20 protein-coding genes are annotated in these 20,438 nt (G+C 68.2%); 11 read left to right on the top strand and 9 right to left on the bottom strand.

The window, feature by feature from the left end; genetic code table 11:
• Positions 1 to 141 precede the first annotated feature (141 nt).
• From ACLJOO_RS11505 to ACLJOO_RS11525, 5 genes are all read right to left on the bottom strand, one after another.
• Positions 142 to 1,317 carry a hypothetical protein gene (locus ACLJOO_RS11505; RefSeq protein WP_410786868.1) on the bottom strand — a complete coding sequence of 392 codons (1,176 nt, stop codon included), beginning with the start codon at positions 1,315 to 1,317 and terminating at the stop codon, positions 142 to 144.
• Positions 1,310 to 1,819, bottom strand: coding sequence for an RNA polymerase sigma factor (locus tag ACLJOO_RS11510; protein ID WP_410786869.1), 510 nt, complete (start codon positions 1,817 to 1,819; stop codon positions 1,310 to 1,312). The genes ACLJOO_RS11505 and ACLJOO_RS11510 overlap by 8 nt, the downstream gene beginning before the upstream one ends.
• 72 nt (positions 1,820 to 1,891) lie before the next feature.
• Complete coding sequence (locus ACLJOO_RS11515; RefSeq protein ID WP_410786870.1) at positions 1,892 to 2,371, bottom strand: GNAT family N-acetyltransferase; 480 nt, start codon at positions 2,369 to 2,371, stop codon at positions 1,892 to 1,894.
• Between the two features lie 106 nt (positions 2,372 to 2,477).
• On the bottom strand, positions 2,478 to 3,221 hold the full coding sequence (locus ACLJOO_RS11520; RefSeq protein WP_410786871.1) for a rhomboid family intramembrane serine protease: 744 nt from the start codon (positions 3,219 to 3,221) through the stop codon (positions 2,478 to 2,480).
• A 61-nt stretch (positions 3,222 to 3,282) separates the two neighbouring features.
• Positions 3,283 to 3,825 (bottom strand): peptidylprolyl isomerase, encoded by a 543-nt coding sequence (locus ACLJOO_RS11525; protein WP_410786872.1) that lies wholly within the window; start codon positions 3,823 to 3,825, stop codon positions 3,283 to 3,285.
• 239 nt (positions 3,826 to 4,064) lie between these two features.
• On the opposite strand from ACLJOO_RS11525, the gene ACLJOO_RS11530 reads away from it, so the two are divergent.
• The gene (locus tag ACLJOO_RS11530; protein WP_410786873.1) at positions 4,065 to 4,940 is read left to right on the top strand and encodes a hypothetical protein; all 876 of its coding nucleotides are present in this window, start codon (positions 4,065 to 4,067) and stop codon (positions 4,938 to 4,940) included.
• Positions 4,941 to 5,023: 83 nt separating this feature from the next.
• Here ACLJOO_RS11530 and ACLJOO_RS11535 read toward each other — a convergent pair whose 3' ends face one another.
• Positions 5,024 to 5,338, bottom strand: coding sequence for a hypothetical protein (locus ACLJOO_RS11535; protein ID WP_410786874.1), 315 nt, complete (start codon positions 5,336 to 5,338; stop codon positions 5,024 to 5,026).
• 115 nt (positions 5,339 to 5,453) lie between these two features.
• A complete protein-coding gene (locus ACLJOO_RS11540; protein ID WP_410786875.1) occupies positions 5,454 to 5,927 on the bottom strand; it encodes a methylated-DNA--[protein]-cysteine S-methyltransferase in 474 nt (157 codons plus the stop codon).
• Positions 5,928 to 6,093: 166 nt separating this feature from the next.
• Here ACLJOO_RS11540 and ACLJOO_RS11545 point away from each other — a divergent pair, with 166 nt between their 5' ends.
• The 3 genes from ACLJOO_RS11545 to ACLJOO_RS11555 all read left to right on the top strand — a co-directional run bounded on the left by ACLJOO_RS11545 (position 6,094) and on the right by ACLJOO_RS11555 (position 9,862).
• Positions 6,094 to 6,762 carry a DUF4328 domain-containing protein gene (locus ACLJOO_RS11545; protein ID WP_410786876.1) on the top strand — a complete coding sequence of 223 codons (669 nt, stop codon included), beginning with the start codon at positions 6,094 to 6,096 and terminating at the stop codon, positions 6,760 to 6,762.
• A 208-nt stretch (positions 6,763 to 6,970) separates the two neighbouring features.
• The gene (locus tag ACLJOO_RS11550) at positions 6,971 to 9,067 is read left to right on the top strand and encodes a DUF4328 domain-containing protein (protein ID WP_410786877.1); all 2,097 of its coding nucleotides are present in this window, start codon (positions 6,971 to 6,973) and stop codon (positions 9,065 to 9,067) included.
• Between the two features lie 12 nt (positions 9,068 to 9,079).
• On the top strand, positions 9,080 to 9,862 hold the full coding sequence (locus ACLJOO_RS11555) for a sugar phosphate isomerase/epimerase family protein (RefSeq protein WP_410786878.1): 783 nt from the start codon (positions 9,080 to 9,082) through the stop codon (positions 9,860 to 9,862).
• Here the strand turns inward: ACLJOO_RS11555 and ACLJOO_RS11560 are convergent.
• Positions 9,829 to 10,389, bottom strand: coding sequence for a TetR family transcriptional regulator (locus tag ACLJOO_RS11560; protein ID WP_410786879.1), 561 nt, complete (start codon positions 10,387 to 10,389; stop codon positions 9,829 to 9,831). The two genes, ACLJOO_RS11555 and ACLJOO_RS11560, sit on opposite strands and share 34 nt — an antisense overlap.
• 86 nt (positions 10,390 to 10,475) lie before the next feature.
• Here ACLJOO_RS11560 and ACLJOO_RS11565 point away from each other — a divergent pair, with 86 nt between their 5' ends.
• Positions 10,476 to 11,618, top strand: a complete 1,143-nt coding sequence (locus tag ACLJOO_RS11565; protein WP_410786880.1) for an FAD-dependent oxidoreductase — start codon at positions 10,476 to 10,478, stop codon at positions 11,616 to 11,618.
• Here ACLJOO_RS11565 and ACLJOO_RS11570 read toward each other — a convergent pair.
• Positions 11,615 to 12,613, bottom strand: coding sequence for a LacI family DNA-binding transcriptional regulator (locus tag ACLJOO_RS11570; RefSeq protein ID WP_410786881.1), 999 nt, complete (start codon positions 12,611 to 12,613; stop codon positions 11,615 to 11,617). The two genes, ACLJOO_RS11565 and ACLJOO_RS11570, sit on opposite strands and share 4 nt — an antisense overlap.
• Positions 12,614 to 12,879: 266 nt before the next feature.
• Between ACLJOO_RS11570 and ACLJOO_RS11575 the strand changes: the two genes are divergently transcribed.
• From ACLJOO_RS11575 to ACLJOO_RS11600, 6 genes are all read left to right on the top strand, one after another.
• Entirely contained in the window at positions 12,880 to 14,385 is a 1,506-nt protein-coding gene (locus ACLJOO_RS11575; protein ID WP_410786882.1) for an alpha-N-arabinofuranosidase, read from the top strand.
• Positions 14,386 to 14,404: 19 nt separating this feature from the next.
• Complete coding sequence (locus ACLJOO_RS11580) at positions 14,405 to 16,615, top strand: family 43 glycosylhydrolase (RefSeq protein WP_410786883.1); 2,211 nt, start codon at positions 14,405 to 14,407, stop codon at positions 16,613 to 16,615.
• The gene (locus ACLJOO_RS11585; RefSeq protein ID WP_410786884.1) at positions 16,612 to 17,505 is read left to right on the top strand and encodes a glycoside hydrolase family 43 protein; all 894 of its coding nucleotides are present in this window, start codon (positions 16,612 to 16,614) and stop codon (positions 17,503 to 17,505) included. Before ACLJOO_RS11580 ends, ACLJOO_RS11585 begins: the two co-directional genes overlap by 4 nt.
• A gap of 67 nt (positions 17,506 to 17,572) precedes the next feature.
• Positions 17,573 to 18,499: a hypothetical protein gene (locus tag ACLJOO_RS11590; protein ID WP_410786885.1), complete on the top strand. Its 927-nt coding sequence runs from the start codon at positions 17,573 to 17,575 to the stop codon at positions 18,497 to 18,499.
• Between the two features lie 61 nt (positions 18,500 to 18,560).
• Positions 18,561 to 19,487, top strand: a complete 927-nt coding sequence (locus ACLJOO_RS11595) for a hypothetical protein (RefSeq protein WP_410786886.1) — start codon at positions 18,561 to 18,563, stop codon at positions 19,485 to 19,487.
• Between the two features lie 80 nt (positions 19,488 to 19,567).
• The gene (locus tag ACLJOO_RS11600; RefSeq protein ID WP_410786887.1) at positions 19,568 to 20,437 is read left to right on the top strand and encodes a hypothetical protein; all 870 of its coding nucleotides are present in this window, start codon (positions 19,568 to 19,570) and stop codon (positions 20,435 to 20,437) included.
• Position 20,438 lies beyond the last annotated feature (1 nt).

The raw sequence follows: 20,438 nt of genomic DNA on the forward strand, positions 1-20,438 counted from the left end.
ACTCGGTCCCCCGTCGGGACGTCACTTGATTAGACGAGCCCGCCACCCGGGTTGTCACCAGCTTTTATCCAACTGAGCAAAAGTTGTGGCCTAGGCCGCTTGTCACTGCAGCCCCATCCGCACCACCCGCACCCCGGACGCTCAGCGAGGGTCGAAGTACCTCCAGGTCTTGCCGTGATCGGCGCTGGTGATGGCCTGGTTGCCGTTGTACTGCGCCCCGTAGACGAACTCGCCTACCCGTTCCAGCTCGCCCAGGTCGGTCGGCGGTGTGAGCGGCCCGCCGGCACCGGGCCGGAGGAGTTCGCGTTTCTTGCCCTGGTAGAGCGCAAGCCCGGTGCCGTTGTCGAAGGCAACGGGAGACTGCAGGTACGGCGCGTTCCGGTTGGCCACCGTCGTCCAGTGTTCGCCGCGGTCGGTGGACAACCGCAGCGGCAACAGGTCATCCCTCGTGCCGGGCTTTCTGCCTGGGATCAGCACCAGCGTCTTGCCGTTGGGGCTGACACTCAGCTGGCCACCGGTCCGGCCCGGGCTGATGACGGAGCGCTCCCAGGTCTTGCCGTGGTCATCGGTCCAGAGAATGTTGCCGACACCGCTGTTCTTGGCGCCGGTCAGCCACCATCTTCCGGTGGTGTCGCGTTGCGGCTGGTAGGCGTTGTCGATCCCGGGGATCTTCACCTCCCGCAGGACGCCGGTTTCCGGATTCAGCGCCCGGAGGGTGCCGTACGCCAGCAGCACGTCGCCGTCGCCGAACTCGCTGGTCGGCGGAGCCCAGCGCAGCTTCTTCTCGACCCGGCCCTTATCGGTGAGGCGGACCATTACGGACTGGCCCCAGGTCGGATCGCTGCCCTTCATGCTCGTCGGCATCGACAGCGCCAGTACGTCGTCACCGGCCGACAGCACGACGTACTGGTTCTGGCGCACCGGCGCGGTGGTCCGCACCCCGTCACGGCTCAGCACCGCGGCGTAGTTCCAGGTGTTTCTCGGCTGAAGTGACATCCACCCCGAGGCCCATCGGGTCGGTGTGGCGAACGCGATGCCGGCCATGCCCGACTTCTTGTCGCGGACCAGTTTCTCGGCCGCCTGGTCGACCGGGATCGACGCAGGGGTGCCGGCGGCCGGCGGCTTCTCGGTACCGGTCACATTCCCGAGCGGCAGAACAGCAGCAACTACTGCGATCGTCACCGCCGCAACGACGCCCGCGCCGGTCAGCGCCTGGCGACGGTGACGGCGGCGGATGCCACGGCGCTCCAGAGCCTCGAAGGGCAACGGCTGGACGGTCTCCTGGACCTCCCAGGACAGCTCTTTCAGCTCAGACATGGTTGACCTCCTCGGCGTCGTCGGCGAACTCGTGGAGCAGCGGTGCCAGGCGGGACCTGCCTCGCGAGAGGCGAGCCTTGACCGTCCCTTCCGGCACACGCAGCTGTACGGCGATCTCACCCACCGGCAGATCGACGATGTGGTGCAGCACGATCGCCTCGCGCTGTTCGTACGGGAGCTGCCGCAAGGCATCGACCAGAGCGACCCGGTCCGCGGACAGCCCGGCCGTCGTGGTCTCGGGGAGACCTGCGCGGGAGAACAACCCGTGGAATCGGGTCGCGCGGCGGTAGCGCAGGCGTACGGCGTTCAGCGCGACGGTGCGCAGCCACGCCTCCGGGTTGTCGAGCCGGGCGAGCCGTTGGGGTTTCTCCACCGCCCGGACGAACGCCTCCTGGACGGCGTCCTCGGCCTCGCCCAGATTCCCGCAGATCGCGAACAACTGCCCGACCAGCCGCCGGTAACACCCCTCGTACAGCTCGCGCACCGTGTCGCCGTCAGCCATCACCACTCCCCAGATCGGACCCTTTCCCTGCACGAGTCCTGGCGGAAGGATCCGGTTGCATCAACCAACGTGTCAGCGGCTGGGACGATCGAAGATGAGCTCCAGGCCGTCTTCCTCGTCCCACTGTTCGCCGTTCTCGGCGAAACCGAACCCGGAGATGGTGGCCAGCGACGCCTGGTTGTCGGGGCTGATCGTGGCCCGGACAGTCCGTACGGCGGGTTCGGCCGCCGCACGTTCCAGAAGCGCGGCCACGATCGCCTTCGCGAAACCCTGTCGCCGGTACGGCGGGTCGACCGTGTAGCCGATCTCCACCATGCCGGCCTCGTCGGGCGGACCGTGGAATCCGGCGTACCCGACCACGACCCCGTCGGCCACGACAAGCTTGACCAGCCACCCGAAGGTGTCGGGATCCCGAGCCAGCTGATCGAGCCGGTACTGCCAGAGCCACTTGGCCCGGTCACTGAGGAACTCGTCGCCAAGTGGGAAGCCGAGCTCGGTCTGCGCCGCAGGACGGTCGTCGGCCAGCAACGCACTCATAGCGCTGCCAGTCATCTCAACAAAGCGAACCACGCGTGGGGAAGTAGTAGTCATCCCCCACATCCTCAGCCCCAACACCCCACTAGACGAACCATTAATCCGTTCGGCCGGTGCGACGTACCTAGGCGGACTGTTTGTTGCGGCGGTGGTCTGAGAGGCGTAGGTAGATCCAGGCGACTGCGGCGCCCACGACGAAGCCGCCTAGGTGGCCTTGCCAGGAGACGTTGGGGATGGCGAAGGACAGGAACGCGGTGACGGCGACGTACATGATGATCCAGGTGATGTCCAAGCCTCGGGCACGGCTGATCACGAGGAGGGCGCCGACCAGGCCTAGGACTGCACCGGAGGCACCGAGGGTTGCGCCGCCGGGAGACGACAGGAACCAGACCGCGACACTGCCGCCCAGCGCGGACAGCAGGTACAGGACCGTGAAGCGGAGCCGGCCGAGCATCTGTTCCAGTGGCGGGCCCAGCTGCCAGAGCATGAACAGGTTCGAGAAGATGTGGAAGATCTGCACGTGCGTGAACGCCGACGTGAGCAGTCGCCACGGCTCGCTCTCGGTCAGCACCGGGACCATCACCAGGTCGCTGAGGAGCTGTGGGCTGCCGGTGCGGACCGCGATGAAGACCAGCACGTTCAGCGCCAGCAGCGTGTAGGTGACGACCTGCTGGCTGCCGGCGCGCTGGATGCCGCCGAGCGACGTGCGGGTCCGCGGGACCGAGCGGACGCCCTCGTTGAAACAGTTCGGGCACTGGAAGCCGACGGCGGCACTGTTCATACAGGCCGGGCAGATCGGCCGTTCGCAGCGCTGGCAGCGCACCCCGGCCGGCCGATCCGGGTGCCGGTAGCAGACGGTCTCGGTCACGCGGGTTGCGTCCCTCCAATGGGAGAGCGGGACCGGGTGCGACCCGGCCCCGCTCGGAAAATCAGGCGTTCTTGCGCTCGACGACGACCTTGTTGATCACGATCGGCTCGAGCGGCTTGTCGCCGGGCGCCGTGTCGGCGGTGGCGATCGCGTCCACGACCTTCTTCGAGTCGTCGTCGACGACCTCACCGAAGATCGTGTGCTTGCGGTTCAGGTGCGGCGTCGGGACCACGGTCACGAAGAACTGCGAACCGTTGGTGCCGTGGCCGAACTGGATGCCGGCGTTCGCCATCGCGAGCAGGTACGGCCGGTCGAACTGGAGCTCCGGGTGGATCTCGTCGTCGAACTGGTACCCGGGCGTGCCGGTGCCGGTGCCGAGCGGGCAACCGCCCTGGATCATGAACCCGTCGATCACCCGGTGGAAACCGAGGCCGTCGTAGAACGGCTTGGTGACCTGCTGCCCGGTCTCCGGGTCGGTCCACTCCTTGGTGCCCTCGGCCAGGCCGACGAAGTTGCTCACCGTCTTCGGCGCGTGGTTGGGGAACAACCTGATGACGACGTCGCCCTTGTTCGTCTGCAGGGTCGCGTACAGCTCTTCGGCCACGGGAGTCACTCCTAGTCGGATTACTACGGCTTACCCCTCGATCCTGTCATGTCGGTCCAAGAACCCTGGCATCGACGCGGATGTGTACAGAGAGTGCGGTGGGGGCACAGGGTTATCGGCTGGAGACGTCGTACGATGCAGATGAAGCCGGGTTTGTCCAGAGTCGTCACCAGAAAGAGCCCATGTCGCCGATGGGCGGGAGAGCTGTCCGCGGGGCGGGCGGCACCGAGGAGGGAACCGTGGGTTTGAGGAAGTCCAAGGGCCGGGTCGAGGTCGCGAAGGACCGGGTCAGGCCACTCGCCGAGTCGGCGTCGGAGAAGTTCGGACCGGCCGTCGGCCAGGTCCGTGACCACCTCGGGCCGGCTGTGGGCACCGCACGGGAGAAGGTGTCGCCGTACGCCGAGAAGGCTGTCGAGCGGGGCGCGCACCTTGCCCACCAGGCGGTGGAGAAGGCCGGTCCGGTGCTCGACGACGCGCTCGCCAAGGTCGGTCCGGCCACCGAGCACGCGGCCGAGAGGGCCCGTGAGCGGCTGAACGACGACGTACTGCCGAAGGTGACCGCCGCGCTGGCGACCCTGGCAGCCGCCGCCGAACCGGTCGTCGAGGAGACCGCCCGCCGGGGCAAGGCCACCAAGGCCGCGCTGAAGGGTGAGCTCGACGTGCCGAAGAAGAGCCACAAGCTCCGCAAGGTGGTGCTGTTCCTGGGCCTCGGCGCGCTGGCCGCGGCAGCGGTGAAGAAGCTGCTGACGCCGCCGGAGCCGGCCTGGCAGTCCACCCCGACCAGCGGTCGCGACTACAGCTCCGCCCCGGCGGGTACGTCGTCGCGCCCGACCGACACCACGTCGTCCAACGGCCAGTCCGACGCCAAGCCGGACGCCGACGCCGCGAAGAGCGACACCGCGAAGGCCGACACCGCAGAGGCTGACACGCCCAAGACCGACGGCCCGAAGCCGGACGGTCCGAAGGCCGATGGTCACAAGGCCGAGGCGCCGAAGGCGGAGGCCAAGCCGGAAGCGGCCAAGGACGAGGTCAAGGCCGCCTCGAACGGCGCCACGAAGAGGACCACCACCAGGAAGTCGACGGGCTCGGGAGAGTCCAAGCCCAGCGACTCCTGACACCACCGCAACGGCGAAGGTCCCGAACCCCGGCTGGGGTTCGGGACCTTCGTCTGTCCGGACGTCGCCTTGCGCGAACGACGTCAGTTGACCTGCGGGTCCGGGTCGTCGGACTTCGCGATCGTGTAACGGCCGGCTGACAGCAGCTGGGTGGCGTACCGGTGCGTGATGCACGGGTAGGTACCGCCGCAGCTCAGGCAGACCGCGTCGTTGCGGTGCAGCCAGGGGACGACCTTGAGCCGCTTGGTCCAGGTCAACGGTTCCCGGTCCGGAGCGTGCATCTTCAGCGCCGCGCGCGCGGCGTCCTGGATCTCGGGGGCAGACCATTCCTCGGCGCTCTTGTTCATCAGGGCACTGAGGTCGGGGTGGTGGTGGTCAGTGGTGCGGGCTTTGTTCATTTATATGTGTCTTCCAAGGCAGGTGGGAGGACGCCTGAATCACTCGCTTCAAACGTTAGTGCCCCGCCATGTCAGCCGCGCCTTGAGCAGGCCCACTCGGGTGTCAGATCTTCGTTTAGTTCCACATCGTCTCGAGGGTGACCCGTGCCTCGAGTTCGAGCAGGTGCCGCTTGGTCGGGATGCCGCCGCCGAAGCCGACCATCTTGCCGCCGGCGCCGACCACCCGGTGGCAGGGCACGACGATCGCGATCGGGTTCCGGTTGCACGCCGTACCGACGGCGCGGGCGGCGCCGGTGTCACCGACGATCTTCGCGACGTCGCCGTATGTCTGCATCTCGCCGTACGGGATCCGGGTGAGCTGGGCCCAGACCGCGCGCTCGAAGTCGGAGCCGTTCCGGACCGACAGCGGCAGGGTGAACTCCTGGAGCTCGCCGGCGAAGTACGCCTTCAGTTGCTCGGCGGCCTCGGTCAGCAGCGGGTCGCTGCCGAGCGGCCGGTCGGTGGCCCCGAAGTGCAGCCGGCAGAGCCCGGTCTCGTCGACCGCGAGCGTGAGGTCACCGATCGGCGAGTCGACCACGGACCATTCCATACGACCATCCTCCACATCCCCACCGACACTTTCTGGCAGAAATGCGCCACGGAGCGGCCGCAACGTCATGTTCTCGCTCGGTCACGCCCTGTTGTGCTATGTCTGATCCATGCCGAGCCGGGCGTCGCAAGTACCGCAGGACCGGTGGTTCAGTTCCGAGCGGGCCATGGGGATCGCTGCGTCGGTCCTGATCGGACTCGTCACCGTCACCGCGTGGTCGACCGCATGGTCGGACTGGAACCTGTACCGGACCCGCAAGGTGTACGGCGGTGACCCGGACAAACTGGCCGAGGCGGACCTGATCTCCGGCTCGCTCGGGATCGTCGCCGCGCTGGCGCTGCTCGCGGCCGCGGTGGTGTTCATCGTCTGGCTGTGGCGGGTCCGCTGGAACGCGGAGATGTTCTGCCGCGGCGAGCACCGGTTCACTCGCGGCTGGGTGCTCGGGTGCTGGCTCGTGCCCGTGGTGAACCTCTGGTACCCGAAGCAGGTCGTCGACGACGTCGTCGCGGCCAGCGACCCGCGGACCGATCCGTTGACCCCGCAGCTCAAGGACGTTCCGGGCACGCATCTGGTCTGGGCCTGGTGGCTGACCTGGGTGGCCGGCCTGGTCACCGGGAACATCGTGCAAAGAGGCGTTCTCGTCGGCGCGTCGCAGCTGGGAGACCTCCGGACGAACGTCATACTGTCCTCCGTCTCGGCGCTGTTCACCACCGGCGCGGCGGTGCTCGCAGTCATCCTGATCCAGCGGATCGACGAGCTTCAGAGCATGCGTCCGTGGGTGCCGTGGTGGGCGGTCGGGACACCGCACAGTGGCTTCCAACCCCCTGCGCGGTAAACCAAACCGTCACGCCCCGTCTTTTCCCTCGTTACCAATGGTGATGGGCGTACGAAAAGAACACGTTAAGTCGACACCCTCTGTGCTGGGGCCGACTGCCCTGGCGTACCTACTTCGTGGTATCAATGTGGCTCGGTCACGCGGGGGCAGGGCCAGGCAGAGACGCCGAACAGACGACGGAGTTCCAGCAACGCGAGGGACGCGAGACGTGAGCCACCCGCAGGCATTGATGACTGCTGTCGAGGATCAGGAAGAGTGGCAGCCGCACGCGGCTGAAGAGTTCCAGCAGGTCGGGACGGTCGGCAAGATCGCGATCGGACTGCTGGGCGCATCAACGGTCACCCACCTGCTGTCCACCTGGTCCGACTGGAACACGTACTCGGTTGTGCACCGCTATCTCGGCGGGATGCCGAACGTCGACGACGCGGACCTGAACCGCGCCGACGCGATCGCCAAGGCCACTGCGGTTCCGAACGTGATCATCTCGGTCGCCGCCGCGGTCGTCTTCGTCATCTGGTTGTGGCGGGCCCGGGTCAACTCCGAGGTGTTCTGCCAGGCCGACCACCGCCGCAGCCACGGCTGGGTGCTGGCGAGCTGGTTCTGCCCCGGTCCGAACCTCTGGTACCCGAAACAGATCGTCGACGACGTCTGGCTCGCCAGTGACCCGAAGACCCCTGTGTACAGCGACGACCTGCGCCGGTTCAGGACGCCGACCCTCACCTCTGTGTGGTGGGTCGCCTGGATCGGCGCTCTCGCGTTCGACGTGGTGGTCCGCCGGTTCCTGATGTGGATGGAAGCCACCGTCGGCTCGCTGCGCGGTATCGCCCTGGCCGGTACGGCGTCGCTCGTGCTGACGGTCGTCTCCGCGGTCGCCGCGACGATGGTGATCCGCAAGATCAACCACATGCAGACCACGCGCCAGTGGGTGCCGTGGTGGGATCAGGGCCCGAAGCTCAGCGCCGTCCCGTCGTACGAGGTGACGCAGGTTCCGTCGTACGCGAACGATGACACCGACGAGCAGCCGGCGATCTCCGAGCCGATCGCCGCCGGGCCCTCACTGGGTCTGGTCCGCGAGCCGCAGCTGGAGATGGCCGGTGCCCCGCAGGTAGGCAGCCCGTTCGCTCCGACCCCGGCACCGCAAGCACCGGCCGCCTACGCGCAGAACCCGCAGGCGCCCGCGCCGTACGCTCCGGCTGCCGAGCAGGCGCCCGTACAGAGCCCGTTCGCGCCGCAGAGCTTCCCGGGTGACGGCGCTGCCGCCCCGGCCGCGTACGCCGGCGGTCCGGCCGACGACGCGCCGAAGTGGAGCCCGTTCGCCCCGGTCGCCGAGAACTGGCAGGACGACGAGGCCGGTCCGGCCACCGAGCAGTTCAACCCGATCGAGACCTGGCGGGACGAGAAGCCGGTCGAGGAGACGACGTACGAGGCGCCGCAGCAGAGCTGGGAGGACTACCGGAGCTCGGTCACCGCGGACGTGCTCGGTACGACGAGCAGCTGGCGTGACGAGGTCGCTCCGATGACCGTCGTACAGCCCGACCCGTACGCCTACCAGCCGGAGCCGCAGCCCCAGCCGGCCGAGGAGCCGTGGGCCGCGCGCTACTCTGCCGAGCCGTACTCGTACGAGTCCGACTACCTCACCTCGACGGCCTCCCCTGTGGAGGCGCAGACCGCACCCGAGCCTGAGCCCGCGCCTGTTGCGCGCGCCGGCCGCCGGGCCGCTCGGGTCGCGGTCGACAGCCCGTCGGCGATCCAGCCGGCGGTGCCGAACCACTCGACGCACACCACCCAGGACGAGACGTATTCGTCGTACTCGGACCACAGTGTCTACGGGCAGTCCGAGCACACGCAGCCGTCGTCGCACGTGTCCGCGTCGTCCGGGTACTACGAGCCGGCGCCGGCCCCGAGCTACCAAGAGCAGGACGACTTCCTGACCCCGTCGAAGCCGCTCCCGCCGGTGCCGTCGTACGGTCCGGAGCCGACGTACTCCTCCGGTGACAGCTACTCGAGCCAGGAGACGTCGTACACCTCGGACTACTCCTCGTCGTACAGCTCCGAGTCCTACAGCTCGAGCAACTACGAGTACGACGCGTACGGCAACAACAGCGGCTCGGAGTACCCCAGCACCGAGTCCTACGAGACCTACAGCCCGAACTACGCCACCGAGTCGTACGGGTCGCAGTACTCGCCGGAGCCGGAGCAGACCGAGTACCAGCAGCAGACGCCGTACGCCGACGAGCAGCAGCCGACCGACCCCGAGCAGCCGACCAGTCCGCGGACCCAGCCGCGCCGTGGCCGCTGGATCTGATCAGATAGCTGTATGCGTCTAGGTTTCGCCACCCTCGGTTGCCCCGGAGCCCCGCTCGACGACGTCCTGGCACTTGCCCAGGGCAACAAGTTCACCGGTCTGGAACTACGGGCCGCGCCGGACGAGTTCACGAACACCGACCTGTCGGCGAAGCATCGTCGTGAGCTGCGGACCCGGATCGAGGACGCCGGCCTGGAGATCTTCGCGGTCAACAGCTACGTGAAGCTCTGCGCGGTCGAGGAACAGCCGCTCGAAGAGCACTTGGAACTCGCGGCGGACCTCGGCGCACGCGGCGTCCGCGTGTTCCCCGGTGACGATCCCGGTGAGGGTACGGCGGAAGGCCCGAGCGCCGGTGAGATCCGCGCGCTCGACCGCGTGACGACCGCACCGAAGGACGTCCCGATCCTGCTGGAGACGCACGACTCGCACTCGACCGCCCGGCAGGTCGCCGCGCTCTGTGCGCTGCTCGACACCAACGTCCCCGGCCACAACGTGAAGGCCCTCTGGGACACGTCGCACACCTGGTCGCACGGCGAGACCCTGGACGAGGCATTCGCCCTGCTGCGGCCGTGGCTCGAGTTGGTCCAGTTCAAGCAGGCCGACTCGCAGCAGGACTACCGCCCGGTCGCGATCGACGCCGGCGACTTCCCGATCCAGGAACTGCTGACGGTGCTCGACGGCACCGACTACCCGCTCTCACTCGAGTGGGAGCTCAAGTGGCATCCGCAGCTCCCGTCGCTGGCGGAGACGCTGCCCGCCGTTCACACCTGGCTGGGATCCGGCGCGGTCAAGTAGCGCGTGATGGTCGGGCCCAGCCACGCGACCGCATGGTCCGTGGACAGGTTCGCGATCGGCTCGAACGCGAGGATGTAGCGGCACAGCGCGAACCCGAGCGCTTGCGTGGCGATCAGCCCCGCCCGCACGGCCGGCTGGTCCACTGCGGCGCGCTCGAACGCGGGCGCGAGCTGCCCGACGAACACCTGTCGCATCCGCTCGGCAGCGGTCTCGTTGGTCACGGCCGTCCGGAGCAGCACCCGGAGCGTGTCGTCCTCCTCCCACCGCTCGACCAAGTGCCGGACGAGCACCTCTCCCGCCTGCTCGCGCGGGACGCCGCTCAGGTCCGGTAGCCGTACGTCGAACTCTGCTGCCGCCGCGAACAGCTTCTCCTTGCTGCCGTAGTACCGCATAACCATCGCCGGGTCGATCGCCGCGTCCGCTGCAATCGCCCGGATCGTCGCCCGCTCGTACCCGTCTGCGCCGAACCGCTCGCGAGCCGCCGCGAGGATCGCCGCCCGCGTCCGGTCGGACTTCTTCTCCACCATGCCCCCAGCATATGCCAACACCTGTTGACTTTTGCCAACGCCAGGCCTACCTTAAAAGTCAACAGGTGTTGACAAAGGGAGCGACGATGATTCCGATGCAGGCAGAGGTCGTAGTGGTGGGTGCCGGTCCGGTGGGGCTTGCGGTGGCGGTCGGGCTTCGGCTGCACGGGCATGACGTGGTGGTCGTCGACCAGCAGGCCGCGGGGGCGAACACCTCACGGGCCTGCGTCATCCACCCGCGGACGCTGGAGGTGCTGGAGCAGCTCGGCGTCACCAAGCGGCTCGTCGACCTCGGCCTGGAGCTCGAGGACTTCGCGATCCGCGCCGGCGACCGCAAGCTGATCCCCGTCGGCTTCGCGGACCTGCCGACCGACTACCCGTTCGTGACGATGATCCCCCAGCCGGTCACCGAGCAGGTGCTGCTCGAACGGCTCGAGGAGCTCGGCGGCTCGGTGTTCCGTCCGTACGCCGCAACCGGCCTCACCCAGACCGCCGACGGTGCCGAGGTCACGCTCGACAGCGGCGACGTGATCAAGGCGCAGTACGTCGTGGCAGCCGACGGCATGAACAGCACGATCCGCGAACTCGCCGGCCTGCGGATGCCGGGCAACACCCTGCAGATCTCGTGCAGCCTGGTCGACGTCCGCGTCGACAGCGGCCTCCCGGTCGACGAGGTCGCGCTGTACTTCGCCTCCGCCGGGCTCCTCGTGGTCGCGCCGCTGCCGGACGGAAGCTTCCGGCTGGTGGCGGAGATGCACGACGCACCGGAGCACCCCGATCTCGCGTACGCGCAGCAGTTGCTGGCCGACCGCGGTCCGCGGAAGTCGCACCCCAAGGTCACCGAGGTCGTGTGGGGTTCGCGGTTCCGGATCCACGAGCGGGTCGCCGACGCGTACCGCGCGGGCCGGGTACTGCTGGCCGGCGACGCCGCCCACACCCACAGCCCGGCCGGCGGCCAGGGCATGAACCTCGGCCTTCGCGACGCGGTCACCTTGGCGGACGCGCTGTCGACTGCACTGGCTGGAGACGAATCGAGCCTCGACGCGTACGCCACGAACAGCCGCGCAGAAGCGGTCCGGGTGATCGGCCTCGCGCACCGCCTGACCCGGCTCGCGAACGTCCCGCGCGCGATCCGCCCGGTGCGCAACGCCGTACTCACCCTCGTCGGCCGAGTGAGCAAGACCCAGAACGGCCTGGCCAAGCAGCTCGCCGGCTTCCCGGAACGCTAACCGCCGGTCGACTCGCGGATCTCCAAGGTGTACGGGACGGTGAGGTCGCGGTGGGTGGATCCGCCGTTCCCGGCGATGCGATCGAGGAGCAGGGCGACCGCGTTGTCGGCCAGCCACTCCTTGTCCGGTGAGATCGTGGTCAGCGACGGCGAGTGGTACCGGCCGTCCTCGATGTCGTCGAAGCCCACCACGGCGACGTCCTGCGGCACGCGCAGGCCCGCGTCGGCCAGCGTCCGCAGTGCGCCCAGGGCGAGCAGGTCGTTGAAGCAGAACACCGCGTCGGGCGGCTCCGGCAACGCCAGCAGTTCACTCATCGACGCTGCCCCGTCGAGCCGGTGGTACCCGGTCCCGGCGAGCTCGAGCGCAGGGTCGTGCGGCATCCCAGCCGCCTTGAGCGCCTTCCGGTACCCCTTCCGCCGGACAGCGCCGGTCCCCGTCCCGCCGACGCCGATCGCCGCGATCCGGTGCCGGCCGAGTGAGATCAGATGCGTGGTGGCGTCGTACGACGCAAGCACCGAGTCGACTGCGATGCGGTCGAACTGACCGCCGGCCGGTCGTTCGCCGAGCAGGACGAGCGGCTTCCCGGTGTCCGCCGAGGTGAGCTTGGCCGGGGCGGTGGCGAGCGGGGAGAAGATGATGCCGTCAATCAACTGTCCGCGCATGCCGTCCAGGACGAACCGTTCGGCGGTGGACTCGCCTTCGGTCTGGTCGATCAGGACCGTGATCCCGCGACGCTTCGCGGCCCGGCTGATCGCGGCTCCGAGTTCGGCGAAGTACGGCGAACCCATCTCCGGGATGGCGAGTGCGATGAAGTCCGAGCGGCCCTTGCGCAGCGAGCGGGCGCTGACGTTCGGCTTGTAGTCCAGGGCGGCGATCGCGGCCTCGACCTTGGCCCGGGTGCGCGCGGTGATGTGCGGGTAGTCGTTGATCACGTTCGAGACGGTCTTCACCGACACACCGGCTCGCGCGGCCACGTCGCTAAGCCTGGTCGCCATCGGAGAACCTCCTGTCGCCGTCCCGTCGCCCGAGTGTGCCATTGCTCAGCCCTTTACACCGATTGTCAATCGTTGTAGACATCCACGTTAAACGTTGTAAACACTTCCAGGGAGGTGGAGGTCGTGTCTGCTCATCACACGCCTACTGCGCGGCACTCGGCACGGCACCTCGCCGCACGGGGGCAAAGGCCACGATGCTCCGCATCGAGACCTTCGCCCCCGCACGCCGATGCACCGCACCGAGCACCTGCTCGCGACGGCGTGTGATGAGCAGACACGACCTGGTGGCGCGCCTTGTCGTGGATCCGGCGTTCGTGGTCGGTGCGCTGGACCGCCGGCTGTTCGGCTCGTTCGTCGAGCACATGGGGCGTTGCGTCTACACCGGGATCTACGAGCCGGGGCATCCCGCCGCCGACGCGGACGGGTTCCGGCAGGACGTGCTCGCGCTGGTCCGGGAGCTCGGCGTGACCGCGATCCGCTACCCCGGCGGCAACTTCGTCTCGAACTACGACTGGGAGGACGGTGTCGGGCCGAAGGACGAGCGGCCGCGGCGGCTCGACCTGGCCTGGCGGGCGATCGAGCCGAACCAGTTCGGCACCGACGAGTTCGTCGCCTGGTCACGCAAGGCCGGCGTACAGCCGATCTGGGCGGTCAATCTCGGTACCCGCGGGATCCGCGAGGCCGTCGACCTGCTGGAGTACTGCAACCTGCCGGCCGGCACGGCGCTCGGCGATCGCCGGGTCGCGAACGGCAGCCCCGAGCCGCACGACATCCGGATCTGGTGCCTGGGCAACGAAATGGACGGTCCCTGGCAGATCGGGCACAAGACCGCCGAGGAGTACGCGCGGCTCGCCGAGGAGACCGCGAACGCGATGCGCCGCGTCGATCCCGGCCTCGAACTGGTCGCCTGCGGATCGAGCAACGCCGGGATGCCGACGTTCGGCGACTGGGAACGCGTCGTCCTGGAGCGCACCTACGACCTGGTCGACCACATCAGCCTGCACGCGTACTACGAGCCGCGCGACGGCGACCAGGCGAGTTTCCTGGCGGCCGCCGAGGAGATGGACCGGATGATCTCCGCGGTGATCGCGACCGCCGACCACGTGAAGGCGCTCAAGCGCAGCGACAAGGAGCTGACGCTGTCCTTCGACGAGTGGAACGTCTGGTATCAGCAGCACTTCCCCGGCGAACTCGGCCTGCCGATCCGCGAGGTCGGCCCACTGATCGAGGACACCTACACGGTCGACGACGCGGTGGTCGTCGGCAGCCTGCTGATCACGCTGCTCCGGCACGCCGACCGGGTGAAGATCGCTTGCCTCGCGCAACTGGTGAACGTGATCGGCCCGATCCGCACCGAGCCCGGTGGGCGCGCGTGGCGGCAGACGATCTTCTACCCGTTCGCGCTGACCGCGCAGTACGCCGGTCCGACCGTGCTGCGGACCGCGATCACCGGCGGACCCGAGCTCGACACCTCGGCCTTCGGCCGCATCCCGGCCCTCTGGAGCACAGCGACGTACGACGAGAACACCGGGGAGACCGCGATCTTCGTGGTGAACCGGAGCGAGACCGACAAGATCGACCTGGAAATCCCGGTGTCCGGAATCGTGATCCGGCACCTGGCTCTCTATGACGAGGACCGTTCCGCCGTCAACACGGCGGACGATCCGGACCGGGTTCAGCCCCGGACCGTCGACGCCACCGAAGTCGTCGACGGTGTCTGCCGTGCCACGCTGCCGCCCGCATCGTGGCATCTGATCCAGCTCAGCAGTTGATTCGAGAGGGGACCCGCCCGTGCCTTCGAAACGACTCCTTGCCGCAGTCCTGACTGTGGCCGCTGTCGCAGCCGGCACTTCTGCTGCGACAGCCGCACCAGTAGTGACCACGACCAACGCGATCAGCTCCAGCTTCGCCGACACCTTCGCCGACCCGTCGATCATCCAGGGCCGTGACGGCTACTGGTACGCGTACGCCACCTCCGACCCACTCGTGGCGAACGGCCCGTTCGGCCTGATGCACATGGCCCGGACCAAGGACTTCAGCTCCTGGGAGTACCTCGGCACGGTCTTCAACGACCAGACCAAGCCGGCCTGGGCCGCGCCGGGCTCGTTCTTCTGGGCGCCGGACATCCGGTACTTCGACGGTCACTACGTCATGTACTTCACCGTCACCGATACCGCGGCCAACCCCGGCGGCGATCCCGCGATCGGTGTGGCCACCGCCCCGACCCCAGCGGGACCGTGGACCGCCACCAGCGGCCCGGTCGTCGCCCCGAAACCGGACGGCAACGGCGGCTTCTTCGGCACCATCGACCCGGCGATGCTCACCGCCGCGGACGGCAAGCGCTACCTGTACTACGGCGGCTTCTACGGCGGCATCTCCGTCACCGAACTGAGCCCCGACGGCATGCACGCGGTCGGTGAGCCGACCCAGGTCACGATCGGCGACCGCTACGAGGGCTCGTACGTCGTCTACCGCGACGGCTGGTACTACTTCATGGGCTCGTCGATGAACTGCTGCGCCGGCCCGACCACCGGGTACTCCGTGTTCGCCGGACGCTCGCGTTCCCCACGCGGCCCGTTCGTCGACGCCGACGGCGCCGCGCTCACCGACTCCCGGGTCGGCGGTACGACGGTCATCACACAGAACGGCAACAAGTGGATCGGCCCCGGCCACCACGCGTTCATCACCGACGCGGCCGGACAGGACCACATCGTCTACCACGCGATCGATCGCGGTACGCCGTGGCTGACCGACCCGTTCGGGATCAACCGGCGCCCGATGCTGATCGACAAGATCGACTGGATCAACGGCTGGCCCCGTACTCGCGCCGGCCTCGGCCCGTCCGAGGGCCCGGTCCCGGCGCCGACCACCGGTTCGTCCCTCGGCATCGACTCCACCGACCCGGCGTCGGGTGTCCAAGGCGCCACCAGACAACCCGGCGACTCGCTCGGCGGTCCCACCGCCGCCATCAAGGGCGCAGCGCAAACCCGCGCCGCGGCACCAGCCGGCTCGCTTCGGGTAGAGGCGGATGTCCGACTCGGTAGCTCCTTCACCACAGTTCTGGGCAATCAGGTGGTGGCGACTGTTGCCAACAACCGTCTGACGGTGACGGTTGGCCGCCGTACGACGTCTGCGAATCTGCCGGCCGACTTCGACCGCACCCAGTGGAACAAGCTGTCCGTGCAGGTCTCCGGATCCAGCGTGATCGCACGACTCAATGACGCAGGCTTAGGAGACGTGTATGCGGAGGCGCAGCTGGCCGTGCCTGGGTTGAGGCTGGGGTCGGCGCCGGTGCGGTGGCTCGGGTCGGCGGAGGTGGACAACCTGACCGTCCGCCCGGTAGCGCCGCCGGTGACGAAGTTGGCCGACGTACCGCGGACCGGTGACCTGCTGTCCGGCGACGACTTCAACGGTCCGCTCGGTGCGGACTGGTCGTGGGTCCGCCCGGACGCCAAGGCGACCGTTGCCGACGGCAAGTTGTCGTGGCCGCTGGAGAACGCCGACCTGACCGGCTCGTCGAACAACGCCGGGTTGCTGTTCCACACCGCACCGCCCGGGAAGAGCTGGATCGCGGAGACCAAACTGCACCTCGACACCGGGCAGGGTGACGTCCGCAACTACCAGCAGGCCGGCATGATCGCGTACCTGAACGACAGCGACTTCGCCCGGCTCGGCAGCGTGGCGATCTGGAAGACCCGCCAGACGGAGTACGGGCGGGAGCTCGTGGCCCGTCCGTCGGATGGAGCGACGTCGTACGGCGCGGCCGCGATCGGACGCTCGGCGCCGACGCTGTGGATGCGGCTCGCGTACCACCAGAACGCCGCCGGTGAGCACGTCTACCGCGCCGGTACGTCGGTGGACGGGAAGAACTGGACCTGGGGCGCGTCCTGGGTGCTCCCGGCCGCGGCTCGCATCGGTCTCTATGCACACGGCGAGTTCACCGGCGCAAACCCGCCGCCGGTCGCCACCTTCGACTACCTGAGGTTCTACGAGAGCAGATGATGGGATTCTCCAATCCGGTGTACGACGGCAGCTTCGCCGATCCGCAGATCATTGCGGTCGGCAACGACTACTACGCCTTCGCGACCAACGGTCCGCTGGGCAACGTGCAGACGCTGACCTCCCGCGACCTGGTGTCGTGGGAGGCGGTGGGCGACGCGCTGCCGTCGTTACCGGAGTGGACGTCTCCTGGACGGGTGTGGGCGCCCGAGGTCGCGGTGCACGCGGCCGACCGGTACGTCATGTACTACACGTCGCGCGACACCGCGGCGGATCGGCAGGCCGTCGGCGTCGCGGTGGCGTCGACCCCCACAGGTCCATATGTCGACAAATCGATGAAGCCGCTGATCAGTCAGGCCGACGAGGGCGGATCGATCGACGCGTCGCCCTTCCAGGACTCGACCGGCCGGCGCTGGCTGTACTGGAAGAACGACGGCAACGCGATCGACGTCGACACCTGGATCTACGTGTCCGAGCTGTCCGCGGACGGTCTCACGCTGGTCGGTCCGGTGCATCGGCTGATCAAGCAGGACCTGCCATGGGAGGGCAACCTGGTCGAGGCGCCGTACATGGTCGAACGGGACGGCAAGTTCCACCTGTTCTACTCCGGCAACGCGTTCGACGAGGCGTCGTACGCCGTCGGCCACGCACTGTGCGAGTCGCCGACCGGCCCGTGTGTGAAGTCCGGCGACCCGATCCTGTCCACCTCCCCCGACGCCGCAGGTCCCGGACACAACATGGTCCTCGGCGACTGGTTCGTCTACCACGCCTGGAACCCAGCACAAGTCGGCACCGACCCGAAGGGCCGCACGATGTGGCTCTCGCACCTCACCTGGAACGGCAACACCCCGATCGTCCAACCACCGCTCCGCAACAATCCGACGGATCCCTGATCTTCTCGGACATCACTTTTCCTGCCTTCTCCGTATCGTGCTTTATGGGGAGAGAGGGGGAGGGCAGATGTCCCGACCAAGCACCAAGGGGGCCGGCCTGCTGGCCGGCGTGGCAGTTCTTCTCACGACGGCGATCACGCCGCCTGCGCAAGGCCGAGTAGTGACTGCGGAGAGAGCTGCGGTCACCTGCACCATGGACGTCGGATCGGTGACCGCGGGTGGAGACCACACGTACCGCCGCATCACCGCCGGTACGCCGCCGACGATGAGTACGGTTCTGAACCGCGCAGGTACCGGGCTGTACCCAGCCGGGAACGTCCGGGCCAGCACCACGTTCGTCAACCAGACCGAGAGCACGGTGACGTACGTCGGCGGGTGGGTTCTCCAGGGCGACTCGTTGTATCGCAGCACCTACGACCTGGCCGGCGGCGTGATGGGCGATCCGGTGCTGACCCGGGTCGGTGGCGGGTGGACGGACTTCAAGCTCATCGAGGAGGCGCAGTACCGGCCGGTGCAGCACGGGCAGACCCTGCGGACGTACGAGTACGCGCTCACCGACGACGGATTCCTGGTCCGGTGGGTGAACACGAACGGCGTGTGGCGCCGTACCGCGGGTGGGGTCGGGTTCGAATCGGTCAAGACGATGGCCCTGATCAGCAAGACCGCGAAGTACGACACGTTCCTGGCCAACACCCGGGGCGGAGCGCTCTACACGATCCGGATCGGCAGCGGCATACCGGCGACGTTCGACATACGACGGGTGCGCACCGCGACCTGGCAGGTGTTCGAGACGTTGCTGGCCGTGAAGTGCGGCGTCTACGGCACGTTGCTGCTCGGGATCGACAAGGGCACCAAGTCCGGCTACCTGTACGCCGTCGGGCACGCCAACGGCCTGTCGACGGTGATCAAGGGACTCGGCAAGGTGCAAGGCACGTTCCCGGATCCGATCGACTTCCGCTGGCGCAACGAATTCGACCCGCTGAACGGCGACTGACACAACCTTCCTCGCCGGCCCCGCATCACGGTCTACGGGAGAACCAGATCCGGGAGGAACCATGAAGCGACGTACAGCTGTCTTCGGGCTGGCTGGGGCGATGATGTTGACGGCCGCGGCGCTCGGACCGGCGGCGCAAGCCGCGAAAACCGGAGCGAGTGCTGCGGCCGTGGCGGCTGCGGTGCCTTGTTCGCTTGCGCCGGGGTCCGTGCTCGCCTCCGGGACTCAGAACAATGGCGGGATCACCGTGGGCTACCCGCCGCGCAACGTAGGGCTGCCCGGTCCGATCTTCGGAGTCTTCGAGCCCGGCGTGGTTCGGCTCAGTACGTCGTTCACGAGCGACGCCTACAACTCGGGCGCCACCAACCACGGCTGGGTGGTGGCGGGATCGTCGCTGTTCTACCGCGAGTACTCCATCGACACCATGAACGAGATCCGCACCGACCAGCCGAACGAGATGCGCTGGGTCGGCGGCGGCTGGTCGAACTTCACCGCGGTCGAGGTCTCCGAGGTCACCACGCGGACCACGGCGTACGGGCTGCGCAGCGACGGCGTGCTGTTCCGCTGGGGAGTCAACAGCTGGACGTGGAAGGCGACCGGATCGGCACCCGGGTTCGCCGCGGTGAAGTCGATGGCGTTGATCAGCAAGACGGCCACGTACGACACCTTCCTGGCGAACACGCGCGGCGGGGCGCTGTACACGATCCACATCCCGACCGCGTCGCCGATGAAGCCGATCGTGAAACCGGTGCGGACGAGGACCTGGCAAGGATTCGAGAAGCTGCTGGCGAGCAAGTGCGGCAACTACGGGACGTTCCTCGTCGTCATCGACAAGGACACCAGAACGGCGCACACCTACGCCGTCGGTCGCGCGAACGGTACGGCGACGGTGATCGACCACCTGGCCGCGTCCGGGGTCAGCTACGACAGTCCGGTCTACTTCCGGTGGGGCGGCGTACCGTCGATCGATCCGCTCAACGGCGCATAACTTTCCCGAGCTGTCCTGCATCAGGCTCTACGGAGTCCTCAAGACCTGGGAGAACGATGAAGCGACGGAGCCTTACCGGGATGATTGGTGCGGTGGCGCTGACGGCCGTCGCGTTCATACCACCGGCCCAAGCCACCGACAGTACGGCACAGGCCGCGACCGAGGCGTGCACGCTGTGGACCGGCTCGGTCGCCCCTGAGGGCTACCAGAAGTCTGCCGTCGTGACAGCCGGCAAGCCGCCGACGATGACCCCGCCTGGTGGGGTCGGGCCGGTGGTCTTCCCGGCCGGCCAGGTCCGCCTGAGCTCTACGTTCGAGGCCGAGCCCAACGTCGCCGGCGTCGACCGCTCCGGCTATGTGGTGCAGGGCGGCGCGTTGTACTCCCGGTCCTACAACTTCAACGCGGGCATCGACGTGACGACCCGGATCGGCGGCGGCTGGTCGAACTTCGCCGCGCTGGAGGTCTCGCACTTCGAGCAGGGCAAGGCCTCGCACTGGATGGCGTACGGGCTGCGCAGCGACGGGACGCTCTTCCGCTGGACCAGCGGCTGGCGTGGCGCCGGGTCGGCGACCGGGTTCGCATCGGTGAAGGCGATGGCGCTGATCAGCAAGACGCCGACCTACGACACCTTCCTCGCGACGACCCGCAGCGGTGCGCTGTACACGATCCGGATCCCGATCAGTGCGCCGATGAAGCCGATCGTCACCAAGGTTCGCGCCGGCACCTGGCAGGGCTTCGAGACCCTGCTCGCGAGCAAGTGCGGCAACTACGGGACGCTGCTGCTCGGCATCGACAAGGACACCGGGTCCGGCTACCTGTACGCCGTCGGTCACGCGAACGGGACGTCGACGGTGATCAACAGCCTCGGCAAGGTCAGCGGCACGTTCCCGGATCCGGTCTACTTCCGCTGGGGCGTCGTCTGGTACCTCGACCCTCTCAACGGAGACTGAC

It is taken from the genome of Kribbella sp. C-35 (assembly GCF_046549195.1).
Classification (GTDB): domain Bacteria; phylum Actinomycetota; class Actinomycetes; order Propionibacteriales; family Kribbellaceae; genus Kribbella.